Here is a 21692-nt window from a genome sequence, read left to right on the forward strand (position 1 = left end):
CGGTGGTCGGGATCGATGCTCGCTCCGGCGCAGCATCCGCACCGCAGGGAGCGACTGGTACATTCGGTCGCACCCGTAGCGGTTCCACACGTTCAGCAGTTCTATTGAGGTGACGGCAATGGCTTTGACGCCGGAAGACGTAGTCAACAAGCGGTTCCAGCCGACGAAGTTCCGCGAGGGCTACGACCAGGACGAGGTCGACGACTTCCTCGACGAGGTCGTGGTCGAGCTGCGCCGCCTGACGGCCGAGAACGACGAACTCCGTCAGCGCCTGCAGGCAGCCGAGTCGGCTCCGCAGTCGGCGCAGGCCGAGCAGCCCGCTCCGACCCCCGAGCCCGAGCCGGAGCCCGCCCCCGTGGCCGCCGCCCCGGAGCCCGCTCCGGTCGCTGCCGCCGCGCCGGCCACGACGGTCCCCGCCGACGAGGACACCGAGGGCACCACGAACCTCCTGACGCTCGCGCGCCGTCTTCACGAGGAGCACGTGCGTGAAGGCGTCGAGAAGCGCGACGCGCTCATCGCCGAGGGCACCGCCCAGGCCGCGCGTCTCGTCTCCGAGGCTGAGGCCAAGCAGCGCCAGATCATCGCCGACACCGAGAACACGAACCGTCAGCGTGTTGCGGTGCTCGAGCAGGAGCAGCGCCAGCTCGAGGGCAAGATCGACGAGCTCCGCACCTTCGAGCGCGACTACCGTGCGCAGCTCAAGAGCTACATCCAGGGGCAGCTCAACGAGCTGGACGGCTCGGGCCCCGAGCAGTCCGGTCTCACCCCCGCGCCGGCGTCGGCGCAGGGCTTCGGCAACTGACGTTGTCGCGACCAGCATCACGAGCGAAGGTCAGTGCACGCGCTATCGCGGCACTGGCCTTCGCCGCTGTCGTCGTGGTGGCGCTCGACCAGGGCGTGAAGGCGCTCGTCGTCGCGAACCTGCCGTACGGCACCGTCGTCCCCGTCTTGGGCGGGGCGCTGCAGTTCTTCTACGTCCGGAACCCCGGTGCCGCGTTCTCGTTCGCGGTGAACATGACGTGGGTGTTCTCGATCGTCTCGACGGCCGTCGTCGTGGCGATCATCGTCTTCGCCCGGCGGATCCGGTCGATGTGGTGGGCACTCGTGCTCGGCATGCTGCTCGGCGGGGCGCTCGGCAACCTGCTCGACCGGCTCTTCCGTGAGCCCGGCTTCGGTCGCGGCCACGTCGTGGACTTCATCTCGACGCCGTGGATGATGCCGGCGATCTACAACATCGCCGACTCGTTCATCTGCATCAGCATGGTGATCTTCGTGCTGCTCGTGATCCTCGGGGTGAACCTCGACGGTTCCCGCGCCCTGACCGCGAAGCAGCAGCGCGCTGCCGACGCCGCCGGCGCCGGGGCCGACGCGTCCGCACCGGACGCCACCCGCGCCTCCAGTCCCGCCGCCACCGACGACCCGCGCGGGCCGCGTGACGGTCGCGACGCGCTCGGACACGACGCGACGTGAGCGAGTCCCGTTCGCTGCCTGTCCCCGACGGGCTCGCCGGTGAGCGCGTCGACGCGGCCATCGCGAAGCTCCTCGGGTTCAGCCGGTCCTTCGCGGCCGACGTCGTCGCCGCCGGTGGCGTGCGTGTCGACGGGGTCGTTGTCGACAAGTCCGACCGGCTGCACGCCGACTCGTGGCTCGAGGTCGAGTGGACCCCGAAGGAGCCCCCGCGGATCATCCCGGTCGAGGTCCCCGGCATGACGGTCGTGCACGACGACGACGACATCATCGTCGTCGACAAGCCGATCGGCGTCGCGGCCCACCCGTCGCCCGGCTGGGACGGACCCACCGTCCCCGGGGGCCTGGCCGCGGCAGGGTTCACGATCGCGACCTCCGGTGCCGCCGAGCGCGCGGGCATCGTGCACCGACTCGACGTCGGCACGTCGGGCCTGATGGTCGTCGCGAAGACCGAGCTGGCCTACACGCACCTCAAGCGCGCCTTCAAGGAGCGCACGGTCGAGAAGGTCTACCACGCGCTCGCGCAGGGGCACCCGGACCCGACCTCCGGCACGGTCGACGCCCCCATCGGCCGGCACCCGTCGAGCGACTGGAAGTTCGCGGTCACGGCCGACGGCAAGCCGAGCGTCACGCACTACGCGACGCTCGAGGCGTTCCGGTCGGCGACCCTGCTCGAGGTCCACCTCGAGACCGGGCGCACGCACCAGATCCGCGTGCACATGGCCGCCACGCGCCACCCGCTCGTCGGCGACACCATGTACGGCGCCGACCCCGTGCTCGCCGCGGAGCTAGGGTTGACGCGGCAGTGGCTCGACGCGGTGCGGCTCGGGTTCGAGCACCCGCGCACCGGGCAGTGGGTGCAGTACGAGGCCTCGTACCCGGACGACCTGCAGTTGGCGCTGGACCGCATCCGCGCCGCGTAGGCGGGGCCGGCGCTGGCGCCGGCCGCGCGCGCGGACGCGGGCATGGTCGCGGGTGCGCTCAGGTCGCACGATGTGCCGCCCGCGTGCCGCCGAGGCGGCACTCCGTGCGACCTCGACGACCGTCACGCGGCGTGTCGCGCGACCTCGCCACGCCCGTGACGCGACCACCGCGGGCCGGGAGGCGCGTACCAGCCCCGCCACGCGCCTCCAGGCCGTCGTCGGGCGCGCCCACCCCGTCGAGGGAGCAGAAATCGTCGGGTCGGGCCCGAGCACCCGACGATTCCTGCTCCCTCGACGGGGCGCGTGCGTCACCGGGGACGACCTCGCGCTCGACACGCGCGAGGTTGTCCGCCGTCGCGGTTAGGCTGATGACGCCCTGCAGCAGCTTCGTCGAACCGGAGGTTCCGTGTCGGATTCCGACTCCTTCGTCCACTTGCACGTGCACAGCGAGTACTCGATGCTCGACGGTGCCGCGCGGCTCGGTGACCTCGTGGCGGAGACCGCCGCGCAGGGCATGCCCGCCGTGGCGGTGACCGACCACGGCAACATGTTCGGCGCGTTCGAGTTCTGGAAGGCCGCGAAGGCCGGTGGCGTGAAGCCGATCATCGGGACCGAGGCGTACATCACGCCGCGCACCCACCGGTCTGACAAGACCCGTGTGCGCTGGGGCGACGGTGGCGGTGACGACGTGTCCGGTGCCGGTTCGTACACGCACATGACGATGTTCGCCGAGAACACCACGGGCATGCACAACCTGTTCCGGCTGTCGTCGAAGGCGTCGCTCGAGGGCTACTACTTCAAGCCGCGCATGGACATCGAGCTCCTGCAGGAGTACCACGAGGGCATCATCGCCACAACGGGGTGCCCCTCGGGCGAGATCCAGACGCGCCTGCGCCTCGGCCAGTACGACGAAGCCGTCAAGGCCGCTGCCGACTACCGCGACATCTTCGGCAAGGAGAACTACTTCGCCGAGATCATGGACCACGGGCTCGAGATCGAGCGCCGGATCATGACCGACCTGATCCGCCTGGCGAAGGACCTCGACATCCCGCTGGTCGGCACGAACGACCTGCACTACACGCACGCGCACGACGCCAAGTCGCACGCGGCCCTGCTGTGCGTGCAGTCGGGCTCGACGCTCAACGACCCGAACCGGTTCAAGTTCGACGCCGACGAGTTCTACCTCAAGACGCCGGCGCAGATGCGCCACGTCTTCCGCGACAACCCCGAGGCCTGCGACAACACGCTGCTCATCGCCGAGCGGTGCAACGTCGAGTTCGACACCGCGGCCAACTACATGCCGAAGTTCCCCGTGCCCGAGGGCGAGACGGAGCACTCCTGGTTCGAGAAGGAAGTGGCGAAGGGGCTGGAGTACCGGTACCCGGGCGGCATCACGCAGGAAGTCCAGGAGCGCGCCGACTACGAGGTCGGGATCATCAACCAGATGGGCTTCCCGGGGTACTTCCTGGTGGTCGCCGACTTCATCAACTGGTCGAAGAACAACGGCATCCGCGTCGGTCCGGGTCGTGGTTCCGGTGCCGGTTCGATGGTGGCGTACGCGATGCGCATCACCGACCTCGACCCGATCCGGCACGGCCTGATCTTCGAGCGGTTCCTCAACCCGGACCGCGTCTCCATGCCCGACTTCGACGTCGACTTCGACGACCGGCGCCGCGGTGAGGCGATCAAGTACGTCACCGAGAAGTACGGGTCCGAGCGCGTGGCGCAGATCGTCACGTACGGCACGATCAAGGCGAAGCAGGCGCTCAAGGACTCGTCCCGCGTGCTCGGCTTCCCGTTCGGCATGGGCGAGAAGCTCACCAAGGCGATGCCGCCGCCCGTGATGGGCAAGGACATCCCGCTCACCGGGATCTTCGACAAGGACCACCCGCGCTTCAAGGAAGCCGTCGACGTCCGCACGGTCGTCGAGACCGACCCCGAGGCGAAGACGGTCTTCGACACGGCGCTCGGGCTCGAGGGACTGAAGCGCCAGTGGGGCGTGCACGCGGCCGGCGTCATCATGTCGAGCGACCCGCTGATCGACATCATCCCGGTGATGAAGCGGGAGCAGGACGGCCAGATCGTCACGCAGTTCGACTACCCGGCAGCGGAGTCGCTCGGCCTGATCAAGATGGACTTCCTGGGGCTCCGGAACCTCACGATCATCAGTGACGCCCTCGACAACATCAAGACGAACCGGGGGATCGACCTCGACCTCGAGACCATGGGCCTCGAGGACCCCGAGGCGTACGCGCTCCTGCAGCGCGGCGACACCCTGGGCGTGTTCCAGCTCGACGGTGGCCCGATGCGCGGCCTGCTCCGCCTGATGAAGCCGGACAACTTCGAGGACATCTCCGCGCTCATCGCCCTGTACCGCCCGGGGCCCATGGGTGCGAACTCGCACACGAACTACGCGCTCCGCAAGAACGGCGAGCAGCCGATCACGCCGATCCACCCGGAGCTCGAAGAGCCCCTCAAGGACATCATCGGCACCACCTACGGCCTGATCATCTACCAAGAGCAGGTCATGGCCATCGCGCAGAAGGTCGCCGGGTTCTCCCTCGGCCAAGCGGACATCCTCCGCCGCGCGATGGGCAAGAAGAAGAAGTCGGAGCTGGACAAGCAGTACGCCGGCTTCGAGAAGGGCATGCAGGACAACGGCTACTCGGCCGCTGCGATCAAGACGCTCTGGGACATCCTGCTGCCGTTCTCCGACTACGCGTTCAACAAGGCGCACTCGGCCGCCTACGGCGTGGTGTCCTTCTGGACGGCGTACCTCAAGGCGCACTACCCGGCCGAGTACATGGCCGCGCTGCTGACCTCCGTCGGCGACGCCCGCGACAAGCTCGCGCTGTACCTGAACGAGTGCCGCCGGATGGGCATCAAGGTGATGCCGCCGGACGTCAACGAGTCGATCGGCTTCTTCGCCGCCGTCGGCAACGACATCCGCTTCGGCATGGGCGCGATCCGCAACGTCGGCTTCAACGTCGTCGACGACATCGTGCAGGCCCGCACCGAGAAGGGTGCGTTCGAGTCCTTCCACGACTTCCTGCGGAAGATCCCGATCTCGTCGGCGAACAAGCGGACGGTCGAGTCGCTCATCAAGGCCGGCGCGTTCGACGAGTTCGGCGACTCCCGCCGGGCGCTCGTGGAGATCCACGAGGGCGCGGTCGAGGGCGCGGTGAAGGTGAAGCGCGACGAGGCCAACGGCAACGTCGGGTTCGACTTCGACTCGCTCTTCGCCGAGGTCGCCGAGGAACAGCCAGCCGCGGCCGCCGTGTCGCAGGTGCCCGACCGACCGGAGTGGTCGAAGCGCGACAAGCTCGCGTTCGAGCGCGACATGCTCGGGCTCTACGTCTCCGACCACCCGCTGGCCGGACTCGAGATCGAACTCGCGAAGCACCAGTCGATCACCATCGCCGACCTGCTCACCGCCGACGACTCGATCGAGGGCGAGACCGTCACGGTCGCCGGCCTGCTGACGAGCGTGCAGCACCGCGTGGCCAAGACGAGCGGCAACCCGTACGGCATCGTCGACATCGAGGACTTCGGCGGCCAGATCGGCGTCATGTTCCTCGGCAAGACGTACCAGGAGTTCGGCCCGTCGCTGGTGGCGGACTCGATCGTGGTGCTCCGCGGCCGGGTGAACGTCCGCGACGACGGCAAGGCGCTGCACGCGGTGAGCATGTTCCAGCCGAACGTCGGCGACGCGATGGGCTCCGGCCCGCTCACACTGAGCGTGCCCGAGCGGCAGGCGACGACGACGACCGTCACCGAGCTCGCGGCGGTGCTCAGCCGGCACAGCGGCGCGACCGAGGTGCGACTCCGCCTGCTCAAGGACGACGTCGCGCGCACGTTCGAGCTACCGTTCCCGGTGAACCTCACCCCGGACCTGTTCGGCGAGCTGAAGAGCCTGCTCGGCCCGCGCTGCCTGGTGTAGGACGGTACGCATGGCTGGTCACCGGATCTTCGGGACGCCCGTCGCGGCGGTCTACCCGCACTACCTGGCGAAGGTGGAGCGGAAGGGCCACACGAAGGCGGAGCTCGACACGGTCATCGAGTGGCTGACCGGCTTCGACGACCGTGCGCTCGCGCAGCACCTGGCGGACGAGACCTCGTTCGAGGACTTCTTCGCCGCCGCGCACCTCAACCCGAACGCCCCGCTGATCACCGGCGTGATCTGCGGCGTCCGGATCGAGGAGCTCGAGGACCCGCTCATGCGGCAGATCCGGTACCTCGACAAGCTCGTCGACGAGGTCGCGAAGGGACGGCCGATGGCGAAGGTCCTGCGCACCACGTGAGCGACGTCGACTCGGCGCCGCCGTCCGTCGGGGTCCTCCGGGCCTTCGGTGCGGGGGAGTCCGAGCCCGTCCCGCTCGCCGGCGGCCGTGGGCTGACGTGGCGAGCGGGTGACGTCGTCCTGCGCCCGCACGACGGGGCCGCCGAGACCGACTGGCGCTCCGGCGTCCTCGCCACACTCGAGCACACCGCCGCGTTCTGCACCCCGCGTCCGGTCACGACCGCCGACGGACACTGGCGCGCCGACCGGTGGGAGGCCTGGGAGTGGCTGCCCGCCGCCGCCGACGAGACCCGCGTCGAGGACGTCATCCTGGCCGGTGCTGCCTTCCACCGCGCGCTCGCACACCTCGACCGTCCGACGTTCCTCGACGACGCCGACGACGCCTGGAGCCGCGCCGACCGGATGGCGTGGGGCGAGCAGCCGATGCCGCGCGACCCCACGCTCGACCGGCTCGTCGCCGCGTTCCGCCCCGTACGGGCGCCGTCGCAGCTCGTGCACGGCGACCTGCTCGGCAACGTCCTGTTCGCCGCCGGGCAGCCGCCCGCCGTCATCGACTGGCCGCCGTACTGGCGTCCGGCCGGGACGGGCGCGGCGATCGCCGCGGTGGACGCCGTCTGCTGGCACGGTGTGCCGACCTCGCGGCTCGGGTCGCTCGGCGACGGCGTCGCCGAGTGGCGGCAGCTGCTGCTCCGGGCGCTCGCGTTCCGCATCGCGACGCTGCACCTGTTGGGCGCGTGGGATCCGGACGAGGCGGCGCGGCACCGTCCCGTCGTGGACGCGCTGGTCTGAAGCTGGCTGGCTGACGGCCTGGAGGCGCGGGACGGGGCCGCCACGTGCCTCCAGGCCGTCAGCGGGTCACGTCAGGCGCCGCGGCCGGTGATCGCGCGGATGCGCGCGACGATCCGGGGGTTCCGTGCGCCGAACGTGAGCGCCGTGAGGCGGCGCATCGACACGGTCGCGCGGTGCACGAGGAGACCGGTCGCCTCGGCGATGTCCGACACGGCGTGCCAGCGAGCGCGGAGCGACGACGGATCGATGTCGGTGTCGGCCGCCATGCGGACGAGCCGGACGAGGTCGGCGCCGTCGTGCCACGAGGTGCTCTGGTTCTCGAAGCGCCGGAGGATGCGGTCGATCGCCGAGGCGCGGTGGTTGGCGACCGCCTGCGACCAGCGGACGTCGTGCGACACCGGGTCGACGAGGATCCAGCGCGGGGCGTTGGCGTTGAGCGCCGAGAGCTGCGCGAAGGTCGTCAGGGCGCCGAGGGCCACCGCGACGTCGAAGATCTGGCGCGGCCGGCCGCCGACGGCGATCGCGGCGCCGGGGAAGGCCTGTCGCGCCGTCCGGATCTGCGACTTCGCGACGATGATCGTCACGACCATGTCGTCGGGCGCGGCCTCGAGGGTGCTGAGGACGCGGGCGACGACCTCGTTCGTCAGGTCGGCCGGCAGGTGCAGCGCCACACGCACGACGTCGTCGTCGGGCAGGAAGGCGTCGGCGAAGACGTCGACGGCGTCGCGGTACCGGGCGAGGAAGAGTGCGATCGCCCCGCCGTAGAACGGGTAGCGCTCGAGCAGGATGCGCTCGTGTTCCAGGCGGAGCGACGGGCCCCGGTCGCCGCTGAAGCTCGTCGACCCGGTGTGCAGGACCAGTGCGCGGTTCGCCAGGACCGACGTGAAGCCCTCCTCGTTGATCCGGAGGCAGAAGTCGTTCTCCTCGCCGTAGCCGGGGGAGAAGACCTCGTCGAACAGGCCGAAGCGGTCGACCATCTCGCGGCGGATCAGGAAGCAGAAGCCCATCGCCACGGGGGAGACGGTGTGCCGGGGGAGCAGGTACTTCGTCCGACCGTGGAGCTCGCGGGTGCGGCGCGGCGCGAGGGTCGCGCGCGGGTTCCGGCGTGCGTAGGGGAAGGACGCGATCGTCGCGTTGTCGCTCCGCGCGCAGACCACGCCGATCGCGTCGTCCGAGGCCAGGACGGCGGTCATCTCGTCGAGGAAGCCGGGCATGGGCACCGTGTCGCTGTTGAGCAGCAGGACGTCGTTGCCGGTCCGGTCGAGTTCGAGGACGGCGCGATTGCAGTTGCCGACGAAGCCGAGGTTCTTCGGGTTGCGGGTGTACTCGAAGCCCTCGTGGTCACCGACGAGCTCGAGCACGCGTGCCTCGATGGCGTCGACGCGCGGGCCGACGTCGTTGGCGAGCAGGACCCGGTCGACGGAGAAGTCGACCGTCTCGAGCAGCGCCTCGATGCAGCGCTCGAGCCCCGGGAGGTCGTCGTAGATCGGGACGACGATCGTGACCGCACGACGGTCGCGGGTCACCGGCGAGCCAGCTTCCGGACCACGACTCCGGGGCGGGCCAACAGACGGCCGACGGCGCCGGACCGCGAGCGGACGCGGTTCGCGAGGAGTCCGACGGCAGCGCGTGCGCTCGTCGCGCCGAGCGAGGCGTAGGCGCCGGGGAGCTCGAACCAGTACCGCGCTGCCTGGGGGAGTCGGTAGCCCTCCGTGCCCACCAGCGCGACCAGCCGTGCGATGGCTGCCGCGTTGTCGTGGCCGGCACCCGTGACGGAGGCGAGCCGTTCCGGAGCAGCCGCACCGTGCCTCCTGGCCGTGTCGGGGTCGGCCGCGTACGCGGCGAGGGCGTCGGCGAGGGCCGAGGTGTCGTCCGCGTCCACCAGGGTGCCGGTGACGCCGGGCTCGACGAGTTCCGCGCTGCCGCCCTGGCGGGTGGCGACCACGGCCTTGCCGAGTGCCATGTACTCGGCGGTCGTCCGGCCGAACGCCTCGATCGTCGAGGGGGTGACGCAGACGTCCGCTGCCTGGACGAACGGCGCGGGCACGTGCTGTTCGCCCGCGAAGACGATGTGGTCGGCGACGCCGAGCGCACGGGCGCGGTCGGTCAGCCGTTGGTCCTCGCCCGGGTGCTTCCAGCTGCCGACGAAGCAGACGCTCGCGGTGACGCCGCGCTCACGCAGGGCACCGAGGGCGTCGACGACGCGGTGCTGGCCCTTGGACTCCTCGACCCGACCGAGGACCGTGATCCGGAGACCCGGCTCGGGCTGCGGGAAGGGGGTGACGGCAGGTGTGTCGTCCTTCGTCGCCAGGAGCCGGTCCGTGTCGACGGTCGGGTAGGCGACGGAGAGCTTGTCCGCGGGCATGTACTGCGCCAGGTGCGCGCGCATCGCCTCGGAGTTGGTGATGACCGCGCCGGACATGAGGCCGATGTCGCCGAGGACGCCGGCTCGGCCGGTCTGGAACTGCAGGCCGTGGTCGAGGTCGCCGTACTCGCGGACGAACCACGCCTGCGGGATGCCGAGGACGGCCGCGGCGAACGAGGCCCACGGGGCGACGAGCGTGTTCGTCACGACGAGGTCGGGGCGCTGGCGCTCGTACGTGCGGATGATCGCGTTCACGGCGGCGTAGTCGACCGTGGCGAACGCGGCCCGCTCGGCGGCCGGAGCGGGTTGCGGACTGGGGAGTGCCCACCCGCGGAAGCGCAGGGGGTCGTACGACCAGCCGCGCTCGTCGAGGGCTTCGATGAACTTGCCGCGCGGCGCCTTCGTGATGAAGGTCGGGGTCATCGTCGGGTCCTGTGCCTGCCAGTCCTCCACGAAGCGCAGGAGAGACCGCTCAGCCCCACCGAGGTTCACCGGTGCGGTGGAGTGGTTGGCGAAACTGACGAGCACCGTGCAACTCTACAAAGGTTTGGCCGAGTCTTCTTCATCTCGTCACCCGTTTCCGGTCCGTGTCACCGCGCCGGACGTGCGTTCTGCAACGGGTGTGCGAGAATGTCTCGTCCCCGAATCCCTGTGAGGAGCGCCGCGTTGCGCCCCGGAGGAGCCAGCACTCGAAGCATGACGTACCTGAACGAGCTCATGTCCTCGCGCGAGCTGCTGGCAAACCTCACAGCGCGAGAGGTCAAGGGCAAGTACCGCCGCACGGTCTTCGGGCAGCTGTGGTCCCTCATCAACCCGCTCGCGACGATGCTGATCTACACGATCGTGTACTCGTTCATCTTCCGGGCACGGCTCGAGGTCGGCGACCCCAGCGGGCTCCACATCTACCCACTGTGGCTGATGTGCGGACTGCTGCCGTGGATCTTCGCGCGGAACGTCATCAACTCGGGCATGACCTCGATCGTCGCCAACGGGTCGCTGATCAAGAAGGTCTACTTCCCGCGCATGACGCTGCCGCTCGCCGCGGTCGGCTCGTTCGGTTTCACCTGGCTGGTCGAGATGGGCGTGCTGCTCATCGTCCTGGCCATCGCCGGCTCGAACTTCTGGATATACCTGCCCCTCATCGCGCTGACGATGGTGTTCCTCGCGATGTTCGCCGCCGGCCTCGGGCTGATGCTGTCGATCATCAACGTGCACTTCCGCGACATGCAGCACCTGGTGGGCATCGCCCTGCAGATGTGGATGTACCTGTCGCCGATCATCTACCCGCTCTCGCTCGTGGAGAACGCCGCGAACAAGTCCGGGCACCCGTGGATCATCCACGTCTACAAGCTCAACCCCATCGAGCGGTTCTCCGAGGTCTTCCGCAACCTCATGTACGACAACCGCCTCCCGAACTGGACCGACCTGGTCGCGTGCGCCATCGCTGGATTCGCTTCGCTCGCACTCGGCTACTTCGTGTTCTCCCGCAACGAGAAGAAGCTGGCCGAACTGCTGTGACCGAAGCCGCCGTTACCGTCGAACACGTCTCGAAGCGTTTCCGCATGTACAAGGAGCGGAACGACTCGCTGAAGAGCATGGTCATGCGCGGGAAGAAGTCCGTGCACGAGGACTTCTGGGCGCTCAAGGACGTCTCGTTCGAGGTGCCGCAGGGCACCACGTTCGGCCTGATCGGCAAGAACGGATCGGGCAAGTCGACGCTGCTGAAGTGCCTCGCCAAGATCCTCTGGCCGGAAGAGGGGTCGATCACCGCGCGCGGCAAGCAGGCCTCGCTGCTCGAGGTCGGGTCCGGGTTCCACCCCGAGCTCTCCGGCCGCGAGAACGTCTTCCTGAACGGCTCGATCCTCGGCATGAGCCGCAAGGAGGTCACCCGGAAGTTCGACGAGATCGTGTCGTTCTCCGGCGTCGGCCACTTCATCGACCAGCCCGTGAAGAACTACTCGTCGGGCATGTACGTGCGTCTCGGCTTCTCGGTCGCGGTCGCCGTCACCCCCGACGTCCTCGTCGTCGACGAGGTCCTGGCGGTCGGTGACGCCACGTTCCAGAAACGCTGCCGGACGAAGTTCAAGGAGATGAAGGAGGAGGGCCGCACGGTCATCCTCGTCTCCCACTCGATGAGCACCGTCAAGGACATGTGCGATGACGTCGCATGGCTCAACGAGGGTGAGCTGAAGATGATCGGCAAGACGAACGACGTCGTCAAGGCCTACAACGAGACGGTCTGAGCGTCAGCTCGACCACAAGAGGGGACCGAGGTGTCAGAAGTGACCTCCGCGACGCCGTCGTCGCACCGCCGCTTCAAAGTCGGGGCGGTCTTCGCCGTGTACAACGTTGCGCGGTACCTACCCGACCTGCTCGGGTCGCTCGAGCGCCAGACCTTCCCGATCGACTCGATCCAGCTCGTCTTCGTCGACGATGGTTCGACCGACGGGAGCCTCGAGCTCCTGCAGCGTTGGGCGGCGCCGCGCGGTGGGAACGTGACCGTCGTCGGGCAGACAAATGCGTGGGTCGCCGCCGCACGCAACGCGGGCATGGAGCACGTCGACGCCGACTGGGTGACGTTCGCGGACCCCGATGACGTGTTCGACGACCGGTACTTCGAGGAGGTCGTGAAGTTCATCGACCTCCACGGGGCACCTCGTGTCGGGATGCTCGTGACACACCAATTGCGACTGAACGAGCAGTTGGAACTCGTGGATTCGCACCCACTGCGAGTGAAGTTCGCGAAGGGGTCGCGCATCGTCGACCTGCGGCACGAACCGATCATCCAGATGGCCGTCAACTCCGCGTTCTTCCGCGCGGATGCGGTGACAGAGCGGGCCGTGCAGTTCGACGGCCGGATCCGCCCGGTCTTCGAGGACGCACACTTCATCGCCTCGTACCTGTTGCGGACGGGCTTCACCGACATCGGTGTGCTGGCGTCGGCGAAGTACCACTACCGGGTGCGGGGTGACGGAACCTCGCTGATGGAGTCGCACTACGATCATCCGGGCAAGTACACCGACGTACTGCGGTACGGGCACCTGGACCTGGTCCGATCGGCCCGGGCATCGGGTGAGCTCCCGCGGTGGCTTGAGAACACGCTGCTGTACGACCTCTTCTGGTACTTCAAGAACGAGCGTGCCTTGAACTCGCCGTCCGCGCTCGCACCGAGCCACACGTTCGACGAGTTCCATGGACTCGTCGCGCAGATCGTCGCTGAGATCACCGACGACGCGATCAACTCCTTCGATGCGATGGGTGTCGAGTACGCGGTGCGCAAGGCGTTGCTCATCGGCTACACGGGCCACCCCGTCCGCCCGGACTACGCCAAGCTCGAGCGGGTCGACGAGACTCGCCAGCACGTCAAGTTCACGTACTGGTTCACGGGAGACCTCCCCGAGGAGCGGGTCGTCGTCGACGGGCAAGACGTCGCGCCGGTCTACGCGAAGACGCAAGACCTGGTCTTCTACGGCAGGGCGGTCCTCCGTCAAAGGCATGTCTGGATCGAGCGCGGTCGACTCACACGCCTGTGGCTGGATGGAGTGGTCGTACCCTTCACCCGGGGCGAGCGCTACGAGCCGGACGACGCGCTCACCCTGCGCCAGCTCCGACCGCAGATCCTCGGCCAGCGCAAGCGGACGCAGAACAAGTGGTCGGACGTCACGACGCCGGCGCTCCAGCACGTCAAGCGCCAAGCGCGAGCGGTGTACGACAACGCGCGCTCGGGCAAGTACAAGCGCCGCGCTGAGGACGCGATCCTCGGTGTCTCCGTCCGCAGTCGCAGTACCCGCGAGAAGTTCGAAGGCGCGTGGGTCTTCATGGACCGCGATACCGACGCGAACGACAACGCCGAGCACCTCTACCGGTGGGTGCGGAAGAACCGGCCTGACATCAACGCATGGTTCGTCCTGGCTCGTGATTCGAAGGACTGGAACCGGCTGCAGGCAGAGGGATTCCGCCTTGTCGCGTACCGGTCCGGTGACTGGCGCAAGCTCATCCTCCACGCGGTGCACCTGGCGTCGTCACACATCGACGTCTACGTCGTGAACCCACTCCCGCGTTGGCGCTATGGGGACCCACGATTCACGTTCACCTGGCTTCAGCACGGCGTCACCAACTACGACATCTCGCGTTGGGTGAACGGCAAGCCGGCCGAATTGTTCGTGACCGTGACTCCGCAGGAGAAGGAGTCGATCGCCGGGGATGGCCCGTACACGTTCACCGATCGTGAAGTGGTGCTGACCGGCTTCCCCCGCCATGACGAACTCCTCCGCAAGCGGAGGGCGACCATCGACGAAGACCGCGACCTCATCCTCATCATGCCGACGTGGCGCAAGAAGCTCGCCGGCGTGCAGGTCGCAGGAAGCAACGAGCGGCTGAAGAACCCAGCGTTCGCCTCGAGCCAGTACGCCCTCGAGTTCAACGCGCTCATCGGGTCACAGCGATTGCGTGACGTCGCACAGCAGACCGGCAAGCGGGTCGTGTTCATGCCGCACCCGAACATGCGACCGTACTTGACCGACTTCGACGTTCCTGAGTGGGTCGAGGTGTGGGACTTCGCGACCGTCAACGTGCAGGACGTGCTCGCTCGCGCGGCGCTCATGGTCACCGACTACTCATCGTTGGGTTTCGAGGCCGCTTTCATCGACGTGCCGCTGGTTTACTTCCAGTTCGACGCCGCGTCGTTCTTCGACGGCTCGCACGTGGGCCGTCGCGGGTACTTCGACTACGAGCGCGATGGGTTCGGTCCGGTCGCGACGACGGTCGCCGCTGTCGAGGTCGCGGTGGAGCGTGCGGGCGCGAACGACTTCGTGTCGTCACCCGAGTACCTCGCACGGACATCGGCCGCGTTCGTCACACGTGACGAGGCGAACTGCCAGCGAGTGGTCGAGGCGATGTTGGCCCTCGACGGGGGACCACGGTTGTCAGAGCCCCGGCGGCTCGAGGAGCGGGTCTCCACCGCCTGACCACGTCACCGCACTGCAGGCACGTGGATTCGAGTCTCGACCATGTTGTGGTCGGACGGGATCACCGAGGTGCCCGGGTTCCAGTTGTTGACGAACTCGTCGCTCCCTCGGATGCCCTGAGTGAGGATGTAGTCGATCCGCTGACCGTCCTTGTTCGGATCGTCGGCCTGCTTCGACGGCGGCTGGTAGTTGTTGTAGGTCGTCTTCGCGGTGCCGTACCGGTGCTGCGACGCCGAGGCGTCGTAGAAGCCGCCCCGGACGAGCGTCGGCTGCGCGCCGTCGATCGCGTCCTCCGGGTAGCGGCTGTCGTTGAGGTCGCCACCGAGGACGACGGGAAGCCGCTTCCCCGAAGCGTCCGGGGTGTTGACCCGGTTGAGTGCAGCCAGCAGCTGCGAGGAGTTCTGGCCGAGCAGGGTCTTCCGGGGCTGGCTGTACGAGCTCGACGGGATTCCGTAGTGCGCGGCGACGACGTAGAAGGTGGTGCCGCTCCCGTCCTTGGTCTGGAGCTTCGCCCAGGGCGTGTTCGTGTCCGGAGCGGAGGACGCCGGGTACACCTCGTAGTCCTTCACCCCGGCGAGCACGCCGTGGTCGAGGACCGTGTACTTCGCCGGGTTGTAGAGGATGCGGTTCCCCTGGTGTGACTTGCTGACCGTCATGGGCGATGAGTCGACCAGCTGCAGGTTCGGGAGTCGTCGGTCGAGGTCGAGGTAGGCCTGCGCCGATCCGCTGCCGTTGGAGAGCCCGCTTGCTTCGAGGACCGTCAGGACATCCGGGTCCTTCGCGTTGATCGTGCTGGCGATCGCCGGCGCGCGCGTCGACCATCCCGGCGCACCGTTCGTCTCGCATCCCGAGCAGAGGACGTTGTAGCTCGCGAAGTGCACGGCGAGGTCCGATGCGACCGGCTTCGTCGGCGTCGGCCAGGCGCTCACCTGCGCGGACTTCCTGACGTAGGTCGGGTTGAAGTAGGTGTTGCGCGCCATCGCCCGGGCGTAGATCGGGTTGCCGTACGCGACCGAAGTGAGGTCGCTGTCCGAACCCGGGAGGGTCCAGGTCCTGGTCGCCGGGTCGAACGCTGACGACCACGGCGTGTAGTGCGGCGTCCATCGGTCGGGAGTCCGGTTCTCGTTCGGCCCCGCCGACCATCGGATCTGGTAATCACTCGCGTTCGCGACCTCGGGGATCGAGACCGTCACACCGTTGGCGGCCGACTTCGCCGTGATCGTGCCGAACGTCGCGACGGCGTTCGGCTGGAGCTTCGTCGTGACGGTCTTCGCCCACGAACCCGCGGTCGTGCCGTTCTTCGCGGCGACCGTCACGTAGTAGGTTGCGTTCGGCTGCAGCTTGGTCATCCACGCGCCGACGAATGAGGAATCCCGATAGGTCGGGCTGCTGAGATCGGCGTGTGTCGACCACTTCAGTACGTAGCTGGTGGCGTTCGAGACGGCATTCCACTTCACCTTGACGCTCTTGCCTGCCCAGTCCTGCGTGGCCTTGCTCACGCCGGTGACCTGTACCGGCGTCGTGGCAGCGCTAGCAGACAACGCCGGGGTGAACGACGTCGCTGCTATCGCGGCGAGGGCAACAACGATCGTGAAACGGCTTGCAGCGTGACGCATGAGTGCTCCCTGTCCTGGTGCAGACAGGCTAGTACACCCGTTGTCACGGCCCTCGGAGATGTGGAGAGCTTCCGATTGGATTACAGTTCCGGGGTGCCGACTCCGCAGAAATCCACCGTGCGTGCCGACATCCAGGGGCTTCGAGCGCTTGCGATCGGTCTCGTAGTTCTCTACCACCTCTGGCCGAACCGGCTCACCGGCGGGTTCGTCGGTGTCGACGTGTTCTTTGTGATCTCCGGCTTCCTGATCACCGGGCACCTGGTGAAGGCTATTGCTGAGCGTCCGCACCCTCGGATGCTTCTCGGGTTCTATGCCCGCCGGATACGGAGGCTGGCTCCTGCGGCGGTTCTCGTCCTCTCGTTCGTCCTGGTCGTCTCTCTCGTCGTGCTGCCGGCTACGAGCTGGGCGCCGACAGCATGGAGCGTGCTCGCATCGACGTTCTTCGTAGAGAACTGGCACCTCGCGGCGCAGTCGGTCAGCTACCTCGAGACGGCGTCCCAGCCGAGTGCGCTGCAGCACTTTTGGTCGCTTTCGGTGGAAGAGCAGTTCTACATCTTCTGGCCGATCCTGCTTCTCAGCGTCGCGCTCGTTGCTCGGCAGCGAGCAGCGCGGCTCCTTCCGCTCGTGATCCTCGTCGTCGGCGTACTGAGCCTTGCCTGGGGGGTCCTGCATACCCGGATCGATCCGGACGTGGCCTTCTTTGATACCAGTGCTCGCGCCTGGCAGTTCGCGGTTGGCGGGCTGGTCGCTTTCATGCCCAAGCCTGCCGGGCTCCTCCGCCTGCCATTGCCGTGGATCGGCATCGCGCTGATTGCCGTTGCTTCGCTTACGTTCTCCGACTCGACGCCCTTCCCGGGGTACGCGGCTCTGGTTCCGACTGTCGGAGCGGCTCTTGTGATCGCCGGGCGGTCGGAGGAACGATCGACCTGGTCTTGGGGCTTCGTATCGCGCTTCGGCCCCATCAGGTGGCTTGGGGACGTCTCCTATTCGGCGTATCTCTGGCACTGGCCCCTGATCGTCCTGACCCCTCAGGTGCTCGGGCGAGACCTGGACCTCCGCTCGAAGCTCGCCATCCTCGTGGCTACCCTCGTCCTCGCCGCGCTGTCCTACCGGTTCGTCGAGAGCCCCGTCCGCAGGAGTCGGAAGCTAAGCGCGCAGGGGTGGCGCAGCTTCGCCGCCGGCGCGACGGCGGCTGCTGTACTCGCCGCAGGGGCGTTCGGTTCGGTAGGCGTAGCGAGCGCTGCTACCGCCGCGGAGAATGCAGCGATTATTGCAGAAGTCTCTAATGGTGAGAGCTGCTATGCGGCGTCGGCACTAGACAACACGAAATGCGGTGATCCTTTCGGTGTGATCGACAAGGATAAGCTCCCGGCCTCACTGGCTGACAAGCCAATAGCGTGGCAGGATAACTGCATCGACGACGTCACGGAGAATACTAACAAACTGTGTGAACTCGGCGATCCGCAGGGTGCTGAGACCGTGTTGCTTTGGGGTGACTCGCACGCTGGAGCTTGGTCTTCAGCATTCGACATCGCCGGCAAAATCAACCATTGGCGCGTGATTGTCGCCGCGCGCAACAAGTGCCCTTCTTCTCTTGTTGCACCCAATGCAACCGCCTTCGGCGACAGGCTGCCCGCAGATCAGCAGGCATGGTGTAGTGCCCGCAACAAATGGGTACTCAGTGACGTCGCTCCGCGAGCGGATAAAGTAGTTTTGGCGAATCTGTGGGCGAACTACGTCTTCCCGAATGGAAGTAAATCGCAGAGCATTGGCTACGAGCGCGTCGCACAGGGGGTTGCGGCGTTGGGGCGGACTGTGACGGTGATGCAGCATGTCCCGTTGACTGGCCCGACGCTGGAAAAAAAGGTGTGGGGCCCAGACTGTCTCGCTGAAAATGCGGCGAAAGATTGTTCTAATCCGGTCGCGCAAGCCTATCCTGCTTCCACGAGCGCAGTGTTCTCCCGTCTGGTGAGAGACGGTTACGGACAGCAGATCCGCTACGTACCTGTGTTCGACCGGTTCTGCGACGATGCCCGGTGTTATTCAGCAGTGGGTGGAGTTTCAGTGTACTTCGACGGCTCACATCTTTCACACGCATACAGCAGCTCGCTTGGCCCGTGGCTGGCTAAGCAGTTGGGTAGCGCGAAGAAACTCGCCGTTGCGGACTTCCGTTCGCCTGGAGCCTGAAAGGTGCCGTCTCCTGGCGTCACCGCACTGTCCGTGGTGGTTGCGGCGCGAAACTCAGCACCGTGGATTGGCGAGATGCTTGAGAGCGTCTGCGCTCAGGGCATGGAAGACTTCGAGGTCATCGTCGTTGACAACGGCTCGACCGATAACACCGCCTCGATCGTCTCCGATGCTGCTCTTCGATATCCGGGCATCAGACTCGTGCAGTCCGAGGTGACGAATGCGGGAGCTGCGAGGAACTTCGGCATCGCACAGTCGAAGGGGCGATACCTCGTCTTTGCCGACGCCGACGATATCGTACCGGACGGTGCCTACCGGGCGATGCTGGAGTCGCTCGAGAGCAGCGGTTCGGACATGGCCATCGGCGACCACCTCAAGTTCTCCGCGCAACGAACCTGGAGTCCGACTAGACGTTGGTATCTCTTTGATAGCGCTCGCAGTGGTGTAGCCGCCGTCGACGTGCCCGAGCTGTTATCGGGGCGATCATGTTGGAACAGAATGATCCGCCGGTCTTTTTGGGACCGTGTTCGGCTGCGGTTCCCAGAGATACAAAGCGTTGAGGACATCGAACCGATGACACGTGCTTTCGTCGAGGCGAAATCGCTCGACGTCGTCCCGTTCTGTGTTTACCTCTATCGAGATCGTGGTGACGCGTCTTCGTTGTCCCGTCGGTCAGACTCGGACGTCACCGTGCGCTATCTGGAACAGGAACTGGCGTGCACCCGGTTGGTTCAGAACAATCCGGTGCTCCGTCGGCAACATGCCGAGATCGTGCTTGATGCGGACGGGTGGGCCCATCTGCATCGCTTCCTTTCCACGAACCCGGCTGACGACGAGATCGCCGCGGTTGAGCAAGCTGCTGCAGCGTTGCTGAAGGTGATCCCCCTCGCGGATCTCGATCAGGTGGCACCGCCCCGCCGGGCACTGTGGCAGCTCGTCTTGGCTGGGGAGTGGTCTGCGGCACGCTCGTTCGTGATGCGGACCTCGGACGGCTCGGAGAGTGGTCGACTGTCTGCCTGGATCGATGCGGTGGCTCTGACTCAGCAATGGGACGAGCCGGCGGCGAGTGCGCTGGCCGTCGAGGGATTGGTGCCTGCGCTCGTGAACGGTGCGGAGGGGCTCCCGGCGGCATGGTTTGCGGACCGACTCACCACGATCGAAGATGTCGAGCTGGCGAGCACTGGCTCCGTGCTGCTCGACGCGATGATCTCCGCGCTCCGGGCAGCCAACCATTCCGCTGTGCCGACAATTTCCGCATTGCGCCACATGGTTCCACTGGTCGTCGACCGCGTTGACGCATCGGAGCGAGGGATGTTCATTGGCGGTCCGGCAGACATTCGTCTGCTGAAGACGCGCGGTGTCTTCGAACTCGTAGGGTCGGGTGGCGAGTCGAAGGTGCCGCTGGAGGCTGAGACGGGGCGCTGGCGCGCAGAGTTGACCGATGACGGGCTCGAGCCCGGGCGGTACTCCGCTGCGGTGTCGTTCAACGGCATATTGGGGAGCTTCCCCGTGGTCACGGCGCGGATGCCGCTCCCGCCGGTCGACGAGGGGTTCGCGCTGCAACCGCTCGCCGACCGCAAGGACGGCTGGCGATTCCTTGTCGACCGGCGGATGCCACGGCGTCGAAGTATCGGTGGCCTGCTGCGCAACGTCGTTCGAAGAGGCCGGTGATGTGGCGGGCGTCTGACCGAGTGTCGTGGCTGTTCAGAGCGCTATGCGCGCCAGGGTTCCCGCGAACCGCCTCGACCGCGCGAACGGCGCCAGCCGCCGGCTGAACTCGTCCGCCCCCTCGGCGCTGCCCACCGGCCCGCGCAGTAGCGAAGCGAGCGACTCCACGGCATCGCCCGTGTCGAACCACCGGATCCATGCTTCGTCCCCGAACTCCGCCCGCAGGTGTGGCTCGTCGGGCAGGACGGACGGCACCCCGAACGACGCCGCCAGGTGCAGGCTCCCGGAGTTCAGCACCCGCCGGTAGGGGAACACCGCGCTGTCCGCGGCGCGGAACCACCGCTGCACGTCGACGTCCGAGACGTGGTCGTGCTCGCGGACGGCGCGTACGTCGTCGCCCAGGAGCGCATCGATCGAAGCTCGGTCCTGGTCGGAGGTCCGTCCGGCGAGCAGCAGGACGGGGCGCTCGTCCGCGGGGATCCGGCGGACCGCGTCGACGAGGACGTCGAGGCCCTTGTAGGGGCGCATCTGACCGAACGCCAGGACGGCGTGCTCGTCCGGGCCGAGGTCGAACGACGCGCGAGCATCGTCACGCGTCACGGAGCTCGGGTAGACGCCCTGGTAGCTCGGGTGTGGGATGTGCACGACGCGGGCCGGGTCGAGCGAGTAGTAGGGCGACACGACGGCGGCGGTCGCGACGTTCATCACGTGCACGGCGTCGGCGACCTCGGCCAGGTACCGGTTCAGCTCGAGTTCGAGCTCCATGTGTCGGGCGTCGTGGGGGAGGACGTTGTGGATCGTCCAGACGAGTCGGGCGCCGCGAGCACGGGCTGCGTCGACGGCGGCCCGGAAGCGGTCGAGCCGAGCGCGGGCTTCGTCGAGGTCGTCGTCGGCGCGCTGCACGATCGGTGCGGTCCAGTGCATGTGGAACACGTCGCCGCTGCCGAGGCGGCCGAGGTGCTGTTCGAGCTGCTCGAGCCGGAGGCTCTCGACGACGTTCCACCCTCGCGCACGAGGGGCCAGCAGCATCAGGTTGAGGTACGGGTTGTCCTGGTACGCGGGGAACACCAGGAGGGAGCGATCGGGCACCGCCCGATCCTACGGTGCGACGTCAGTCGAGCGTGGTCACGATGAACTCGGCCTCGTGCAGGACCGAGCAGAACGCCAGGCCCTCGTGGTCGAGCGCATCGCGCTTCCGGATGACTGCGCCGCACACTGCGCACTTGGTCGTGAAGGTCGACCGCATTGCATCAGAGAGGAGCGACATACGGAAATACTGCGCCGCGAAGGTTAACAGCGAGCCGCGCTTGGCCCGGAAGACGGTGAACGTGCCCGAAGAATCGGCCTCAGAGACGACAGACGCTCGGGTCCGGGTTCGGACGTCAGGCGGGTGCCCAACGACGGTCAGCG

Annotated in this window: 16 protein-coding genes; 11 read left to right on the plus strand and 5 right to left on the minus strand. The window is 67.4% G+C overall.

Going from position 1 to position 21692, the window contains the following annotated elements:
• The first annotated feature begins 118 nt into the window (after window positions 1–118).
• The 6 genes from BIU96_RS11860 (at window position 119) to BIU96_RS11890 (ending at window position 7479) form a co-directional block, all read left to right on the plus strand.
• Window positions 119–802 (plus strand): DivIVA domain-containing protein, encoded by a 684-nt coding sequence (locus BIU96_RS11860; RefSeq protein WP_071292824.1) that lies wholly within the window; start codon window positions 119–121, stop codon window positions 800–802.
• Window positions 803–804: 2 nt separating this feature from the next.
• Entirely contained in the window at window positions 805–1470 is a 666-nt protein-coding gene (gene lspA, locus BIU96_RS11865) for a signal peptidase II (protein WP_254786120.1), read from the plus strand.
• Window positions 1467–2390, plus strand: coding sequence for an RluA family pseudouridine synthase (locus BIU96_RS11870; RefSeq protein WP_071292826.1), 924 nt, complete (start codon window positions 1467–1469; stop codon window positions 2388–2390). The genes lspA and BIU96_RS11870 overlap by 4 nt, the downstream gene beginning before the upstream one ends.
• Before the next feature lie 406 nt (window positions 2391–2796).
• Entirely contained in the window at window positions 2797–6330 is a 3534-nt protein-coding gene (gene dnaE / locus BIU96_RS11880; RefSeq protein WP_083402855.1) for a DNA polymerase III subunit alpha, read from the plus strand.
• 10 nt (window positions 6331–6340) lie between these two features.
• Window positions 6341–6691 carry a DUF2200 domain-containing protein gene (locus tag BIU96_RS11885; RefSeq protein WP_071292828.1) on the plus strand — a complete coding sequence of 117 codons (351 nt, stop codon included), beginning with the start codon at window positions 6341–6343 and terminating at the stop codon, window positions 6689–6691.
• Window positions 6688–7479 (plus strand): hypothetical protein, encoded by a 792-nt coding sequence (locus tag BIU96_RS11890; protein WP_071292829.1) that lies wholly within the window; start codon window positions 6688–6690, stop codon window positions 7477–7479. Before BIU96_RS11885 ends, BIU96_RS11890 begins: the two co-directional genes overlap by 4 nt.
• A 71-nt stretch (window positions 7480–7550) precedes the next feature.
• Here BIU96_RS11890 and BIU96_RS11895 read toward each other — a convergent pair whose 3' ends face one another.
• Window positions 7551–9005 (minus strand): glycosyltransferase family 2 protein, encoded by a 1455-nt coding sequence (locus BIU96_RS11895; RefSeq protein ID WP_071292830.1) that lies wholly within the window; start codon window positions 9003–9005, stop codon window positions 7551–7553.
• Window positions 9002–10372: a glycosyltransferase family 4 protein gene (locus BIU96_RS11900; protein WP_071292831.1), complete on the minus strand. Its 1371-nt coding sequence runs from the start codon at window positions 10370–10372 to the stop codon at window positions 9002–9004. Before BIU96_RS11900 ends, BIU96_RS11895 begins: the two co-directional genes overlap by 4 nt.
• A gap of 168 nt (window positions 10373–10540) precedes the next feature.
• Between BIU96_RS11900 and BIU96_RS11905 the strand changes: the two genes are divergently transcribed.
• The 3 genes from BIU96_RS11905 to BIU96_RS11915 are packed head-to-tail and all read left to right on the plus strand — an operon-like array spanning window position 10541 to window position 14811.
• Window positions 10541–11362, plus strand: coding sequence for an ABC transporter permease (locus BIU96_RS11905; RefSeq protein WP_071292832.1), 822 nt, complete (start codon window positions 10541–10543; stop codon window positions 11360–11362).
• 44 nt (window positions 11363–11406) lie between these two features.
• Complete coding sequence (locus BIU96_RS11910) at window positions 11407–12087, plus strand: ABC transporter ATP-binding protein (RefSeq protein ID WP_083402865.1); 681 nt, start codon at window positions 11407–11409, stop codon at window positions 12085–12087.
• 30 nt (window positions 12088–12117) lie between these two features.
• Window positions 12118–14811 carry a CDP-glycerol glycerophosphotransferase family protein gene (locus BIU96_RS11915; RefSeq protein ID WP_083402857.1) on the plus strand — a complete coding sequence of 898 codons (2694 nt, stop codon included), beginning with the start codon at window positions 12118–12120 and terminating at the stop codon, window positions 14809–14811.
• A 5-nt stretch (window positions 14812–14816) separates the two neighbouring features.
• Here BIU96_RS11915 and BIU96_RS11920 read toward each other — a convergent pair whose 3' ends face one another.
• Entirely contained in the window at window positions 14817–16160 is a 1344-nt protein-coding gene (locus tag BIU96_RS11920; protein WP_083402858.1) for an endonuclease/exonuclease/phosphatase family protein, read from the minus strand.
• A gap of 360 nt (window positions 16161–16520) precedes the next feature.
• Between BIU96_RS11920 and BIU96_RS11925 the strand changes: the two genes are divergently transcribed.
• Window positions 16521–18614 carry an acyltransferase family protein gene (locus BIU96_RS11925; RefSeq protein WP_175477534.1) on the plus strand — a complete coding sequence of 698 codons (2094 nt, stop codon included), beginning with the start codon at window positions 16521–16523 and terminating at the stop codon, window positions 18612–18614.
• A gap of 36 nt (window positions 18615–18650) precedes the next feature.
• The gene (locus BIU96_RS11930; protein WP_302847728.1) at window positions 18651–20285 is read left to right on the plus strand and encodes a glycosyltransferase family 2 protein; all 1635 of its coding nucleotides are present in this window, start codon (window positions 18651–18653) and stop codon (window positions 20283–20285) included.
• Window positions 20286–20318: 33 nt separating this feature from the next.
• On the opposite strand, the gene BIU96_RS11935 is transcribed toward BIU96_RS11930, so the two are convergent.
• Together BIU96_RS11935 and BIU96_RS19870 are read right to left on the minus strand one after the other, a co-directional pair.
• A complete protein-coding gene (locus tag BIU96_RS11935) occupies window positions 20319–21371 on the minus strand; it encodes a glycosyltransferase (RefSeq protein WP_071292838.1) in 1053 nt (350 codons plus the stop codon).
• A 22-nt stretch (window positions 21372–21393) separates the two neighbouring features.
• Window positions 21394–21549, minus strand: coding sequence for a hypothetical protein (locus tag BIU96_RS19870; protein ID WP_175477535.1), 156 nt, complete (start codon window positions 21547–21549; stop codon window positions 21394–21396).
• Window positions 21550–21692 lie beyond the last annotated feature (143 nt).

Origin of the sequence: Curtobacterium sp. MCBA15_008, from assembly GCF_001865065.1 — a bacterium.
Classification (GTDB): Bacteria; Actinomycetota; Actinomycetes; order Actinomycetales; family Microbacteriaceae; genus Curtobacterium.